This is a genomic window from Polaromonas naphthalenivorans CJ2 (assembly GCF_000015505.1).
Lineage (GTDB): Bacteria > Pseudomonadota > Gammaproteobacteria > Burkholderiales > Burkholderiaceae_C > Polaromonas > Polaromonas naphthalenivorans.
This window is the reverse complement of record NC_008781.1, coordinates 4,204,595-4,218,614: the sequence shown is the minus strand read 5'-3', so window position 1 is coordinate 4,218,614 and position 14,020 is coordinate 4,204,595. Positions and strand designations below refer to the sequence as shown.

Sequence of the window (14,020 nt, the reverse complement as noted above, 5' to 3'; positions counted from 1 at the left end):
CCTGTTCTTTGTCTTTCCAACAGCCCTGCCCAACTCCCTGTTGCACCCCTCTTTTTACTGAATCCTGAAGGTTTTTCATGAAAATTCACGAGTACCAAGGCAAGGAAATCTTGCGCAATTTTGGTGTGCCAGTGCCGCGCGGCATTCCTGCGTTCACGGTGCAAGAGGCGGTGGAAGCCGCGCAAAAGCTTGGCGGCCCGGTGTGGGTGGTCAAGGCGCAGATCCATGCGGGTGGCCGTGGCAAGGGCGGCGGCGTGAAGGTCGCCAAGACGATTGAAGACGTCAAGCGCATCGCTGGCGAAATCCTCGGCATGCAGCTCAAGACGCACCAAACCGGCCCCGAAGGCCAGAAGGTTCGCCGCCTCTACATCGAAGACGGCGCCGACATTCAAAAAGAATACTACGTCTCCCTGGTGACCGACCGCGCCACGCAAAAAGTGGCCTTCATCGCGTCGAGCGAAGGCGGCATGGACATCGAGGAAGTGGCGCACTCCACCCCCGAGAAAATCATCACCGAGTTCATCGACCCCCTGACGGGTCTGGGCGAAGAGCAGGCCGTCAAGATTGCCAACGGCATCGGCCTGCCACCTGAGTCCACCGCCCAGGCCGTGGACATCTTCCAGAAGCTCTACAAGTGCTACATGGACACCGACGCTTCGCTGGTCGAAATCAACCCCCTGAACCGCGACAGCAAGAACGCCCTGATGGCGCTGGACGCCAAGTTCAACTTCGACCCGAACGCGCTGTTCCGCCACGCTGACATCGTCGCCTACCGCGATCTGGACGAGGAAGACCCGGCCGAAGTCGAGGCTTCCAAGTTCGACCTGGCCTACATCTCGCTGGACGGCAACATCGGCTGCCTGGTCAACGGCGCCGGCCTGGCCATGGCCACGATGGACACCATCAAGCTGTTCGGCGGCGAGCCTGCCAACTTCCTGGACGTGGGCGGCGGCGCAACGGCCGAGAAGGTCACCGAAGCCTTCAAGATCATGCTCAAGAACCCCGATGTCAAAGGCATCCTGGTCAACATCTTCGGCGGCATCATGAAGTGCGACACCATTGCCGACGGCGTGATTGCTGCCTGCAAGGCCGTGAACCTGTCGGTTCCGCTGGTCGTGCGCATGAAGGGCACCAACGAAGACCTGGGCAAGAAGATGCTGGCCGAATCCGGCCTGCCCATCATTGCCGCAGACACCATGGCCGAAGCCGCGACGAAAATCGTCGCCGCCGTCAAGTAAGCGCCGGAGAACCACACATGTCCATCTACATCAACAAAAACACCAAAGTCATCACGCAAGGCATTACCGGCAAGACCGGTCAATTCCATACCCGCATGTGCCGCGAGTACGCGAACGGCAAAGAAGCGTTCGTGGCCGGCGTGAACCCCAAGAAAGCCGGCGAAGACTTTGAAGGCATCCCGATTTTCGCCAACGTGACCGAAGCCGCCCAGGCGACCGGCGCCACGGTGTCGGTGATTTACGTGCCACCCGCAGGCGCAGCTGCCGCCATCTGGGAAGCTGTTGAAGCCAACCTGGACCTGGCCATTTGCATCACCGAAGGCATCCCGGTCAAGGACATGCTGGAAGTGCGCAACCGCATGAAGGCCAAGGAAGCTGCTGGCGGCAAGAAAACCCTGCTGCTCGGCCCCAACTGCCCCGGCCTGATCACGCCCGACGAGATCAAGATCGGCATCATGCCCGGCCACATCCACCGCGCCGGCCGTATCGGCGTCGTGAGCCGTTCCGGCACGCTGACCTATGAAGCCGTGGCGCAACTGACCGAAATCGGTCTGGGCCAGTCCAGCGCTGTCGGCATCGGCGGCGACCCGATCAATGGCCTCAAGCACATCGACGTGATGCGCGCCTTCAATGACGACCCGGACACCGACGCCGTCATCATGATTGGCGAAATCGGCGGCCCCGATGAAGCCGAAGCGGCCGAATGGTGCAAAGCCAACATGAAAAAGCCTATCGTCGGCTTCATCGCTGGCGTGACCGCGCCAGCGGGCAAGCGCATGGGCCACGCCGGTGCCTTGATTTCTGGCGGCGCCGACACGGCCGACGCCAAGCTGGCGATCATGGAAGCCTGCGGCTTCACCGTCACGCGCAATCCGTCCGAGATGGCGAAATTGCTCAAGGCGCTGCTGAAATAAACGCGCATCCGCATTGCTCTGACGAAAGTTAGCGCAATTGCGGTTAGCCACAACAGACAGGCCGGTTGTCATCGCTGACAATCGGTCTTTTTTCATTTCTCAAGAGGTTTCCATGGAAGAGTTCATGACGGCGGGTTTTTGGCTGGCGGTCGGCCAGATCATCATGATCGACATTCTGCTGGGTGGCGACAATGCGGTGGTTATTGCCCTCGCTTGCCGCAACCTGCCCGGAAAGCTGCGGACCCGAGGCATCATTTATGGCACTGCGGGTGCCATCATCCTGCGCGTGATCCTGATCGCCTTTGCGCTGGCCCTGCTGGCCATTCCTTACCTCAAGATTGTCGGAGCCGTTTTGCTGCTGTGGATTGGTGTGAAACTGCTGCAGCCCGAAGACGAGGGCGATCACAACATCAGTTCAAGCGACAAGCTCTGGGGCGCGGTCAAGACCGTCATCATTGCCGACTTGGTCATGAGCGTGGACAACGTCTTGGCCATTGCCGGTGCCGCGCAGGGCGCGCACCAGACGCACCAGTTGCCGCTGGTCATCTTTGGCCTGCTGGTCAGCATCCCCATCATCGTCGGCGGCAGCCAGCTGGTGCTCAAGCTGATGGAGCGTTTTCCGGTCGTCATTACGCTGGGCGCCATGCTGCTGGGCTGGATTGCAGGCCAGATGGCTTACTCCGACCCGGCCATCAAGCCTTATCTGCCCGAATCGGCATTCTTGGGTTATGCCGTGGCTGCTGCGGGTGCGCTCTTGGTGCTGGTGATTGGCAAAGTGATGCAGGCACGTCAAAAGCCGGCTGAAGCGGGCTGAAATCGCGCAATAATTCCTTGTCGGGTGCTTTGTGCTCTGTTAACGTCCAGCGTTAATCCGGCTTGGCGCAATCAGTTGCTCAAATAGACTGGTTACTAAACCACCGCCGGCCACTTGGGGTAACCACCCAGACAGAGGTCAAACCCAGCACTCATGACGTACGAAATTTTCGCTCAAACGGATCAGGGCCGGGTACGCCAAAACAATGAAGACGCTGTCGCGTTTGATCCGCAGACGGGTTTGTGCCTGCTGGCCGACGGGATGGGCGGCTACAACGCGGGCGAGATTGCCAGCGGCATGGCCGTCACCTTCATCAAGCAGGAACTGGGCTCCTGGCTGCTACAGGCCGGCAACCGTGCCTCTGCCAGGGAACTGCGCCGGACCCTGGAAACCTGCGTACACAACGTCAATCACTCGATTTTCAGTGCAGCCTGTTCCAACCCCGACTATGAGGGCATGGGCACCACGCTGGTGGCGGGTGTTTTTGTCGAAGGCCGACTGGTCCTGGGTCATGTCGGTGATTCCCGCTGCTATCGCCTGCGCGGCCAGGCCTTTCAACAAATCACCAAGGACCATTCGCTGCTGCAGGAGCAGATCGACGCTGGATTGATGACGCCCGAGCAGGCCCTGACGTCACCCTACAAGAATTTGATCACGCGCGCCCTGGGAGTCGAAGATTCGGTCCTGATTGACATCAACGAATACCGGGTAGAACTGGGTGATGTGTACCTGATGTGCTCGGACGGCCTGTCGGACATGGTCCCGGATGGGATCCTGGCCGCAATTTTGCATGCCTCCGGCACATTGCAGCAAAAAGCCCTGAAACTGGTGCACGCGGCCAACGAAGGCGGCGGGCGCGACAATATTTCTGTTTTGCTGGTGCACGCCACGGAAGACGAATCCAGGCGCGGCCTGCTGTCCAGAATGCTGGGAAAATAGCGCAGTGACCAAGTATTTCAAAACTCAGAGGAGTCGGCCATGCCGAAAATGATCATTTCCCTGGACGGTGTAGTCCTCAAGGAAGTCCAGTTGACCAAAGACCGGACCTCCTTGGGCCGCAGGCCGTACAACGACATCGTTATCGACAACATGGCCGTCAGCGGCGAGCATGCCGTTTTGCAGATGTCGGGCAACGAAGGCTACATTGAAGACCTCAACAGTACCAACGGTACCTATGTCAACGGCAAGACGGTCAAGAAGCAGCAACTGCACCACGACGACATCGTCGAAATCGGCAAATACAAAATTCAGTACGTCGATGAAGCCAATGCAGGCGCAAGCGCTGTCAGTGGCGCCATCCGCGTCATGTCGGGCGCCGCCGCCGGCCGTGAAATGGCCCTGGTCAAGGCGGTGACCACGCTTGGCAAGCCCGGCGTGGCCGTGGCCACCATCACCAAAGGCCCTAGGGGTTTTGTCATTGCCCATGTGGACGGCGCCAGCCAGCCCATGCTGAATGGCGTGGCTGTGGGCATCGAAGCGGTTGCGCTCAGGGACGGCGACAGGATTGAACTGGCTGGGGCGCAGATGCAGTTCGTGGTGCATTGAGGGCTGGCGTTCAATCAGCGTCTTTTACAGATTGCCGGGTCACCAAAAACCCGCATCGGCGTGCATCAACTGCATGCAGCTTTCAAAACTCCCTCAAGCACAGTTAAGCTACGTATAGATTGCATTGTGTAGCACCGTCCATGACGAACGCTGCACAATAGGGAATCCGTTGACTACCATCCACCCCAGGACACCCCTAGGAGCGATCATGATGCTGCTTGACGAATTGCATGCAAAACGCGATGTCATACAAACACTGAGCCGCCGGTACGGGGCTCGCCGCATTCGTGTGTTTGGCTCCGTGGCCCGGCGTGAAGAGCGCCCCGACAGTGATGTGGACTTTCTTGTGGATTTTCCGCGCGGCTACGACTTGTTTGCCCAGCGCATCCCCCTGACCGATCAACTGGCCCAATTGCTCAAACGCCCGGTGGAATTGATACCCGAACACGAACTGAATCGCCATATTCGCGAACAAGTCCTGCGCGAAGTGGTTGAGCTATGAGCAACCCTATGACTTGCATATTCTGGATGCCATCGAGCGCATCCGGCACATACAGGCACGAGGCGACCTGGCCCAAGATCAGGTGCTGTACGACGCGGCTTTACGCAACCTTCAAAGCCTGTCTGAAGCCCGCAACAACTACCCGACACATTGAAGGCTGAGCAACCCGATGTTCCCTGGCGCGAGATCAGCGGGTTTCGCAATATCCTGGTGCATAACTACCTGGGTGATATTGACCCCGACACGGTGGCAACCGTCGTGGACAGGCACCTGGAGCCCTTGACACACGCTGTTAGCGCCATGCTGCACAAACCCTGAATCAATCCGGGTTCGGTGGCATCGAATCGGTGGACAGAACCATGGCGCTGAAACTGCGCCGTGGCGGGCGCAGCGGTGAAGCATCACGCGCCCGCGGTTATCCCGCCCTGGAGAACTGCAGGTTTTTGGCCGCGATGTGTACTGCGTTTACCATCCTGCCGCCGTGGTCGCTGGTGTGCAGGAAGGCATGCGCCAGGCTTTGGCGCTGGCGGAACGCAACAGCGCAGTTCCATCTGCGGGAAGGCGGCTGATGACCCAAGCCTAGGAGGAGGGTGGGCTGTCATAGACGTTTCACCATTTCTTCATCGCTTATGGGTTGAGTACCCCAACTGGGTAAAAGGTAGCGTCTTGATGGGTAAAACTGATTAGGTTGATAGTCAAGTGACAAAAATGTCGGTAAATTCAATTCAGAGTGTCAAAAAAGTAACCTTGGCGTTTCAATTGTGAGAAAAATCACGATCTGCATGGCGGAAGTGAATTTGAAAGACTTGGCACAAAACCTGCTGTAGTTCTTGGCAAGTTTTTCCAACCAAGGAGTTTTTCATGAAGCGTTCTATGCAAATGGTTCAAAAGGGTTTCACCCTGATCGAATTGATGATCGTTGTCGCGATCATCGGTATTTTGGCTGCCGTGGCTTTGCCTGCGTATCAAGATTACACCCAGCGTGCTCAAGCGGGTGAAGCGTTCATTTTGACGGATGGCGCCAAGACGCCGTGGTTGGATAATCTGGTTGGCACGACTTGTCCAAACAATACCGCTGCTGCTGCGGCAGGCACTCCCAACGCACTGCCAATTTCTACGGCTATCAAGGGTAAATATGTGGCTAGTGTGCTTTTTGGCGGCACTGCAGTTATTTCAGCGGTGGGCGATATTACCGGTTGCACGGCACTAACTACTTTCAACAGCACCACCGCCGGTCCTGGTATTGCAGGCAAGGCAATTTACTTTGATGTGGTCGCCAATAGCGCCACAGTTAACTTTAACTGCAGAACAGCGACGGGTAATGCATTGACCACTACTCCCGATAAGTTCTTGCCCAAGACTTGCAGCTAATCAAACCTTAGTTTGAGGGTGACGGTTATGTAAAAGGAGTGCTTGAGCACTCCTTTTAATGAAACTTTTACACATTAAAAGTTGATGCATAAACTCTATTGTATTATTAATCGGGAGTATTTTTATGAAGCGTTCCATGCAAAGGGGTTTCACCCTGATCGAATTGATGATCGTTGTGGCGATTATTGGTATTTTGGCTGCCGTGGCTTTGCCTGCGTATCAAGATTACACCCAGCGTGCTCAAGCGGGTGAAGCGTTCATTTTGACGGATGGCGCCAAGACGCCGTGGTTGGATAATCTGGTTGGCACGACTTGTCCAAACAATACCGCTGCTGCTGCGGCAGGCACTCCCAACGCACTGCCAATTTCCACGGCCATCACGGGTAAATATGTGGCCAGCGTGCTTTTTGGCGGCACTGCAGTTATTTCGGCGGTGGGCGATATTACCGGTTGTACGGCACTGACTACTTTCAACAGCACCACCGCCGGTCCTGGTATTGCAGGCAAGGCAATTTACTTTGATGTGGTCGCCAATAGCGCCACAGTTAACTTTAACTGCAGAACAGCGACGGGTAATGCATTGACCACTACTCCCGATAAGTTCTTGCCCAAGACTTGCAGCTAATCAAACCTTAGTTTGAGGGTGACGGTTATGTAAAAGGAGTGCTTAAGCACTCCTTTTTTTTTGAGTTGATTCAATTTTATAATAATGTGACTTCATTGTATAGAAGTTTAGTTTGTTTAATGCATAAAATAATTAAAGATTGCAATTGCAACTATTATTTTATATAAGTTTTAGATTAATAATTAATAATTTATTTATTGAGTTCGTACTTAATGGCGTGGGTGAGGTTGCTTGCATCGGGATGCTATTTTTTGTCATCATATTTTTATGTGAATGGTGTGATTTGATATTTTGTCTATATTAAAATTAATATGATGAAATGCAACTTATTGCATGTTTGATCTATAAATAAATTACCTGTTGTTATGGTGTTTTGTATTATATAGTTTATATTATATGTAAATTCATACTTGATAGGTATGAATTATATTGTGCAAAATTTATTTTTTGACTATCTGCTGGGAATTTTATGAAGCATACTTTTAAAAAAGGGTTCACTTTGATCGAGCTAATGATCGTTACGGCGATTATTGGAATTTTGGCAGTTGTAGCTTTGCCAGCATATCAAAATTATATACAGCGGGCTCAAGTTTCTGAGGCGATAACTTTAACGGATGGCGCAAAAACAGGTTGGTTGGATAATTTGGAAGGTACTACTTGCCCCAATAATACAACAACAGCAGCTTTGGGTATTTCCAATCCACTGCCAATTTTTAATGCAATCAAAGGTAAATATGTGAGTAGTGTTCTTTTTGCTGGAAGTGCAGTCATTACATCAAGTGGAGATATTTTGGGTTGTACAGCGCTAACTACTTTTAATACTACGACTTCAGGTCTTGGTATTTCAGGTAAGGCCATTTATTTTGACATCGTCGTTAGTAGTGCCTCTGCTAGCTTTAACTGCAAAACAAGTACGAGTAATCCAGCAACTACTGTTTCCGATAAATTACTACCAAAAATTTGCACCTAAATTTTTTGTTTCACGGCATATTAAATATTGTTAAATGAGTATGTTTACATTATTAAATGTATTTTATTAAACTGGCAATTTCTACAGAACATGAATTACCGAGTCCGTTTCTTCGCTGCCGTGAAAGCTGCATTTATTCACTTGCTGTGTAGCTTGGCATTAGCATTACTAGCAGGCATCTTAGTGTTTAGCTTGTGGTATCCGTATCCCTATCGCGAATTATCTGGTGGGCGGGAGTTGTTTTTGCTGGTGATGGCCGTGGATGTCGTGTGTGGGCCTTTGTTGATGCTGGTGCTGTTTAATCCCGCCAAGCCACTTACCGAATTGTGGCGCGACCTAGGGCTAGTCGTGCTGATCCAGTTAGGTGCCTTGGGCTACGGATTGTGGACGGTATGGCAGGCACGACCATTATTTTTGGTGGTAGAACTTGAACGGCTCAAGGTAGTTTCAGCACCTGATCTAAGGCTTGCAACGGACCCGTTAGCTGCAGCTGCATTGGCTAACTTGCCTGCTTCATTAAAACCACGCTGGTTTGAAGGACCAACAATCGTAGCGCTAAGAGAATCTAAAAATGAGGAAGAAGCCACCAAAGTCATGATTGACTACACATTGGGAGGCCGAGATTTTTCTGATCGGCCCGAATTCTATATTAAATACGATGACGCAATATCCCTAAAGTCGCTACAGAAGGCGAAGCCTTTGATGATATTTTTGCAAAAACAGCCGGGACAGCAAAGTGCCGCAGAGAAGTTGGCTGCAGAAAAGGGTGCTGACATAGCAGAATGGGTTTACTTGCCCATCGCGGCACGTCAGGACTGGGTAGCAGTGCTAAATAAGAAAGGAAAAATTGAAGGTTTTTTGCGGGGAAAAGGAATTTAATTTCGCGATGGTTAACGGTGAGAAATTGCAGCTATACACGAAATCAATTCGTCGGTTTTTTTGGCAGTTCGTCAATTTTGAGGTAACTATCAAACTCCTAAAATGCATCGAACTCAAGCCAAACCTGTTTACTTTTGAATTCAGCCTTAAACCCCCGTGACATGCCCACCTGGGGGGTGGCCGCGTTCCTGCTCCTCCCCTGGCTCAACCCCTACACTGCAGGCCCCACGCCCAACGTCTGGCCCCTGCTGCTTTCGACCCTGTGCGCGGTATTCCTGTGGACTTTCCGGAACCGGCTCAATGCGAGGCTGGTCACCGCTGGCTGGCTGATCGCCGCAGCGATCAGCGCGCTCATCGGCCTGGTGCAGTACTTTGGCCTGGCATCGGCTTTGAGTCCGTTGATCAGCCAGACGGAGGCCGGCGAGGCGTTTGCCAACTTGCGCCAGCGCAACCAGTTCGCCACGCTGACGAGCATCGGTTTGCTCGTCCTGATCGGCTGGCTGGCGCAACGGGACAAGCCTGGAGGCCCGCAACCGGCTCAGCAATGGCTGATGCCCTGGTGGGCCTGGCTGCTGGCCCTGCTGCTGGCGCTGGGCAATGCCGTCAGCAGTTCGCGCACCGGCCTGCTGCAATGGCTGCTGATTGCCGCGCTCACCGCCTGGTGGGCGCTGCCGGACCGCTGGTGGCGGCTGCCGGTGTTCGCCGTGCTGGCCTTGCTGGCCTATGGCGTCGCCGTGCTGATGCTGCCGTGGCTGCTGGAACTGGCGACCGGATTGCACAGCGATGGCCTGTTTGGCCGGCTGGTCAAATCGCCGGGCTGCTCCAGCCGCAAGATATTGTGGTCCAACGTGCTGACGCTGATTGCCCAAAAGCCGTGGCTGGGCTGGGGCTGGGGCGAACTGGACTATGCCCACTTCATCACGCTGTACCCAGGGCCGCGCTTTTGCGAAATCCTCGACAACGCGCACAACCTGCCGCTGCACCTGGCAGTGGAACTGGGCGTTCCGGCCGCCGTGGCGATTTGCGGCGCCCTGGGCTGGCTGGTGTGGCGCGCCCAGCCGTGGCGCGAACGCAATCCGGTGCGGCAGACGGCCTGGGGCGTGCTGGCGGTCATCGGCCTGCACAGCCTGCTGGAATATCCGCTGTGGTACGGGCCGTTCCAGATCGCCGCCGGGCTGAGTGCCTGGCTGCTGTTGTCAGGCGGGCGCGAAAACCAGCCATTGCCTGATGCCGATGTTGACGGTCTAAATGAAAAATTCAAGCAAAAAAAGCCTTTTGCGCAATACCTGCGGGCGCTGGCAGCTATCACTATGATAGTAATGTTGGCGTGCGTGGCCATCAGCTATCACCGCGTCAGCCAGATTTACCTGTTGCCCGACAAGCGCAGCGCCGCCTACCGCGAAGACACGCTGGACAAGGTGCGCGGCAGCCGGCTGTTCCGCAATCAGGCGCGCTTTGCGGAGTTAAGCATGACGCCGCTCACGCCTGCCAATGCCGCCGCCGTGTACGGCCTGGCCAAGGATATGCTGCACTACTCGCCCGAGCCGCGCGTGATTGAAAAGGTGATTGAAAGCGCGGTGATGCTGGGGCGCGATGACGAAGCCCTGCAGTATCTGGCGCGCTACCGGGCGGCTTTTCCGCAAGACCATGCGCGCTGGGCCAGCAAGAACGCGGGCCGGTAACTCCTGTCCGGCACAGCGCTTTCAAGCGCCGCTGGCGACAAAGCTCCCCGACTTCCCGCCATGCTTTTCCAGCAGCTTCACGCCGGTGATCGTCATGCCCCGGTCCACGGCCTTGCACATGTCGTAGATCGTCAGCAGGGCGATGTTAGTGCGTTGATTTATATAGGTTTTTTTCTTCGGTGTTTCTGAAAAATTCACATTTTTGACCCTCTAGGTGGGACAAAATTGGGACAGAAATTATCATTGATCTTCACCTGAAATTGCATTGAATTTGAATGATTTCAAGTACCCAGAATCGACTGTAATCGAAGTTGGAGCGTAGTCATGTTGCTTGAACCTGATTTCACTTCTAGAACAATCTTCCAAGAACCACGCTACAACGACCTTCATCTTCCTTTGCGGAGCGCATGTTGTTCCCATAGTTCTACTCATGGGCCACATTTTTAAAATCGACTACATCATCAAAGATTGAAACAAGAATGGAATTCCAGCTAAGTAATCAATGCATACTTGCGCTTTGATGATTAGGCAACCCGATAAGCGTGATTCCAACAGTTCCAGCGATGCCCTAGAACGGCCTACACACAGTAAATCGCATATCATTTGTAGTGGAGGGCAGGTATAGGTGCAAAAGCCTGTAGGAGAGGCTATAAGAGGTCTAAAATAAAACTAACAGTGTGGAGATGTTTAGAAGCTTCTAACCCGGATTTTTCTAATCAATATTCGTTTTGCAAACGTCACTTTAAACCATACAAAAAAACTTCTTTGCGTTCATGTTTAATTGCTCGAAACTAATTTGAGTAAATCAATGAATGTACGATGATCTGCAAATAGTATGGATGCCATACTCAAGAACGTACAACAAGATCGTTTCCGTATTTGGCTAGTGGTATTATCAACTGAACTGATCGTTCAACAACCAGAACCCATGCTTCCCACTAAAGCATAAGGTTTAAATTTAGGAAATAGAATGGCTAATTTTGTATACGGTGCTGATTATGGTAAAGGTGGGACCGACATGTTTCAACTATCAAGTCTAGAACTTGATGATGTTGACGTTGTCAACCGTGTTGATCAAGGTTTTCATCTACGCGATGAAGAGCACTTGGTTCAATACCTTGCTACTGTTTTCGTTCTTCCCGTAAACGAAATCACGGTAGAAGAAGTCTAAAAACTTAGTAAGCATAAGGCACTCAAAGAAAACTTTTAATCACCAACATAAAACCCGCCTAGTGCGGGTTTTTTTTCGTCCAAAATTATTGACTGTCTCAAAGTAATAAATAGATGTTGCACGGAACATTTAAAAAGTTGGTGTTGCAAGTCTCAAGTTGCCGTGCTGTGCTTGGGATATAAATTTTACGCTCTTCACTGGGTGTGATCTTCTATTGCCTATATAAAACGAATAGATTAAACATTCAAGCCAACATCAATCATATGAAACCATTACTATGAAACAAGAATTTAACTATCAGAAGCCAACCAAAGATGAACATATTAATAATCATGATCTTTGGTTCAAATCTCTAAGTGAATCATGGATGTCATTTGCAACGACAGTTGCATTTCGATCATCTGGCTATAAGCCAAGACCCGAATACTGGCTGCAAGAGTACAAACATAATTTCATATGGAAACTAAACAAACAACTTTCACGAAATGCAAAAGATTTAATTTTTTATGATGATTTTTGTCGTTATGAATTTGGTGAATCAAGTCTATATAAATCAATTAAAGATCAACGAAATCCACATCATATACACGGAATAATTTTTATTCCCAAAGAACTGGTCCATAAAGTTTGGAATCAAGAATTTAATTCAATAACTGATAGATTATTAAAAGATTTTAAATAAATAAAGAATATATCTTCTGTTCTCATAGAGCCAGTAAGAGAGTCTGAAATGAAAAACTGGATTGGGTATATGACAAAAGGTAAAGATTTTTATCAGTAACGATCATTGCCAATGAAAAAATAAATCATACTTTTCAAGGTTCCTCGAAACCTTCAACTCAATATTAAAAACAATATTTTTTTATGAACCAACATCAATCTTCAGTCATAAATTCAACACCTAAACCCATTCGAAATATATGCCAACAATCTCAATTTTATCAATTAAAAATAAATATATTAATCTAGTGACATTAGAGATAGTAGCCAAAATCGCACTACTACTATCTATAGTTTTATATTGTTAATAAACGTGCTACAAGACTTTGGGCGATAAAAAATACATTAACCTGAATTTGGTCTTCATCCTAGTAATCGGGCTGATGCAACCTAAATGAGAAGCCAAAGGTAGAACTTCTATGAATCCATATGAAGTCTCGATAGAGATAGAATCATCCCTTTTTCAATTCACAAGACATACCAATGAGCAACACACTTCAGGAACTTCTGGCAGAACGAGATGCACTTGACCAAAGAATCAAAGAACTGCAAGCCGAAGCTCGACTCGAAGCCATTTCTAACGTTTTATCGCTGATCGATAGGCATGGCCTGAAAGAAAATGACCTGTTTTCTTCTGGAACTTCCACTAAGAAAAACAAATACTCGGCCACGAAGGTACCTGCGAAGTACCGTGATTCAGAGACAGGAAGTGAATGGTCTGGCCGTGGTATCCCCCCTGTATGGCTGCGTGGAAAAGACAAGAAGGATTACTTGATCGCCTGATTCGTCTATGCACAAACTAAAAGCCTGCTCTGATCAGCAGGCTTTTTTACGTTTGAAGGAGATGAGCCAAAAGCAGGATTTCAGATGAAATTATCATGGTAGAAATGACAAGGAAACTTTACTTTTTAAAGGCTGCTGAAGCCCTCCATAAGCCCTTACACGTACTCAAATCAATTTGCCACACCCAACCCATTACTTTGACTTTTAAAAGGCTCTGCGCCCCTGTATTACAACAACCATCCTAAACCGATTTCGGGCATGTCTTTGTTTGTTGATCATTCATCGCTGGACGAAAGAATCGAAATTTTGGATTCAAAAATTTAACCGTAGACTGATATGAGCAGGATTTTTAATCCTGACGAAAGTCGGCAACTACTAATGGATGATTTAAATTCTCTATACGAATCAGTGTTCCCAAAATACTTGGAAACGTCGCATCGTTAGTCATTCCAATACGAAGTGCTGAGATGCAACCAAAGTTGAATGGAAAAAGCCCCCAGAAGCTACTATAAAGGCTTGTGGAGGCTTTTTTTGAATGCTAGATACGCAGGCATCAATTTCGTAATAAATGCGTCTATGAGGTCTACATTAAACCCACTAGAAATATTTAGAAGATATCCTTACTTACTTTATAAGATAAGAACATATAAAGAAAGCGCGAAGCGCAGGTTAGGAGCGAAGCGACTAACCTTACCATATATTATATTATAGTTCTCTATGGTGGTAATTGTATGTCGTTCGCTGTGCTCTCTCCCGCGCTTTGCGCGTATCTCTGTATTATATCAATATGTTGATTATTAAAATAT

Annotated in this window: 17 protein-coding genes and 1 pseudogene; 17 read left to right on the top strand and 1 reads right to left on the bottom strand. The window is 50.4% G+C overall.

Features of this window, described 5'->3' with window-relative positions:
* Positions 1 to 77: 77 nt before the first annotated feature.
* The 14 genes from sucC to PNAP_RS19655 all read left to right on the top strand — a co-directional run bounded on the left by sucC (position 78) and on the right by PNAP_RS19655 (position 10,540).
* Positions 78 to 1,238, top strand: a complete 1,161-nt coding sequence (sucC, locus tag PNAP_RS19705; RefSeq protein ID WP_011803314.1) for an ADP-forming succinate--CoA ligase subunit beta — start codon at positions 78 to 80, stop codon at positions 1,236 to 1,238.
* 17 nt (positions 1,239 to 1,255) lie between these two features.
* Positions 1,256 to 2,152: a succinate--CoA ligase subunit alpha gene (gene sucD, locus PNAP_RS19700; protein WP_011803313.1), complete on the top strand. Its 897-nt coding sequence runs from the start codon at positions 1,256 to 1,258 to the stop codon at positions 2,150 to 2,152.
* 112 nt (positions 2,153 to 2,264) lie between these two features.
* On the top strand, positions 2,265 to 2,966 hold the full coding sequence (locus tag PNAP_RS19695; RefSeq protein WP_011803312.1) for a TerC family protein: 702 nt from the start codon (positions 2,265 to 2,267) through the stop codon (positions 2,964 to 2,966).
* 153 nt (positions 2,967 to 3,119) lie between these two features.
* Complete coding sequence (locus tag PNAP_RS19690) at positions 3,120 to 3,905, top strand: Stp1/IreP family PP2C-type Ser/Thr phosphatase (RefSeq protein WP_011803311.1); 786 nt, start codon at positions 3,120 to 3,122, stop codon at positions 3,903 to 3,905.
* 39 nt (positions 3,906 to 3,944) lie between these two features.
* Complete coding sequence (locus PNAP_RS19685) at positions 3,945 to 4,511, top strand: FHA domain-containing protein (RefSeq protein ID WP_011803310.1); 567 nt, start codon at positions 3,945 to 3,947, stop codon at positions 4,509 to 4,511.
* Positions 4,512 to 4,719: 208 nt separating this feature from the next.
* A complete protein-coding gene (locus PNAP_RS19680) occupies positions 4,720 to 5,013 on the top strand; it encodes a nucleotidyltransferase family protein (protein WP_011803309.1) in 294 nt (97 codons plus the stop codon).
* 13 nt (positions 5,014 to 5,026) lie between these two features.
* Positions 5,027 to 5,167: a ribonuclease HepT family protein gene (locus PNAP_RS27730; RefSeq protein WP_198140657.1), complete on the top strand. Its 141-nt coding sequence runs from the start codon at positions 5,027 to 5,029 to the stop codon at positions 5,165 to 5,167.
* The gene (locus tag PNAP_RS27725; RefSeq protein ID WP_198140656.1) at positions 5,164 to 5,331 is read left to right on the top strand and encodes a HepT-like ribonuclease domain-containing protein; all 168 of its coding nucleotides are present in this window, start codon (positions 5,164 to 5,166) and stop codon (positions 5,329 to 5,331) included. Before PNAP_RS27730 ends, PNAP_RS27725 begins: the two co-directional genes overlap by 4 nt.
* A gap of 41 nt (positions 5,332 to 5,372) precedes the next feature.
* The gene (locus PNAP_RS27200) at positions 5,373 to 5,582 is read left to right on the top strand and encodes a hypothetical protein (protein WP_157040338.1); all 210 of its coding nucleotides are present in this window, start codon (positions 5,373 to 5,375) and stop codon (positions 5,580 to 5,582) included.
* 292 nt (positions 5,583 to 5,874) lie between these two features.
* Entirely contained in the window at positions 5,875 to 6,384 is a 510-nt protein-coding gene (locus tag PNAP_RS19670) for a pilin (protein WP_011803308.1), read from the top strand.
* 124 nt (positions 6,385 to 6,508) lie between these two features.
* Positions 6,509 to 7,009, top strand: a complete 501-nt coding sequence (locus tag PNAP_RS19665) for a pilin (protein WP_011803307.1) — start codon at positions 6,509 to 6,511, stop codon at positions 7,007 to 7,009.
* A gap of 469 nt (positions 7,010 to 7,478) precedes the next feature.
* Positions 7,479 to 7,979 (top strand): pilin, encoded by a 501-nt coding sequence (locus tag PNAP_RS25930; RefSeq protein ID WP_011803306.1) that lies wholly within the window; start codon positions 7,479 to 7,481, stop codon positions 7,977 to 7,979.
* A 90-nt stretch (positions 7,980 to 8,069) separates the two neighbouring features.
* On the top strand, positions 8,070 to 8,858 hold the full coding sequence (locus PNAP_RS19660; RefSeq protein ID WP_041376835.1) for a type VI secretion system membrane subunit TssM: 789 nt from the start codon (positions 8,070 to 8,072) through the stop codon (positions 8,856 to 8,858).
* A gap of 161 nt (positions 8,859 to 9,019) precedes the next feature.
* Positions 9,020 to 10,540, top strand: a complete 1,521-nt coding sequence (locus PNAP_RS19655) for a PglL family O-oligosaccharyltransferase (RefSeq protein ID WP_011803304.1) — start codon at positions 9,020 to 9,022, stop codon at positions 10,538 to 10,540.
* 21 nt (positions 10,541 to 10,561) lie between these two features.
* On the opposite strand, the pseudogene PNAP_RS19650 reads toward PNAP_RS19655, so the two are convergent.
* Positions 10,562 to 10,684 (bottom strand): annotated as a pseudogene (locus PNAP_RS19650) (cyclic pyranopterin monophosphate synthase MoaC); the annotation flags it as partial.
* Between the two features lie 826 nt (positions 10,685 to 11,510).
* Between PNAP_RS19650 and PNAP_RS27195 the strand changes: the two are divergent.
* The 3 genes from PNAP_RS27195 (at position 11,511) to PNAP_RS25925 (ending at position 13,214) form a co-directional block, all read left to right on the top strand.
* Positions 11,511 to 11,711, top strand: coding sequence for a hypothetical protein (locus PNAP_RS27195; protein WP_157040337.1), 201 nt, complete (start codon positions 11,511 to 11,513; stop codon positions 11,709 to 11,711).
* Positions 11,712 to 11,988: 277 nt separating this feature from the next.
* Complete coding sequence (locus tag PNAP_RS27190) at positions 11,989 to 12,393, top strand: hypothetical protein (RefSeq protein ID WP_011803302.1); 405 nt, start codon at positions 11,989 to 11,991, stop codon at positions 12,391 to 12,393.
* Between the two features lie 521 nt (positions 12,394 to 12,914).
* On the top strand, positions 12,915 to 13,214 hold the full coding sequence (locus PNAP_RS25925) for an H-NS histone family protein (RefSeq protein WP_011803301.1): 300 nt from the start codon (positions 12,915 to 12,917) through the stop codon (positions 13,212 to 13,214).
* The last annotated feature ends 806 nt before the right edge of the window (positions 13,215 to 14,020 follow it).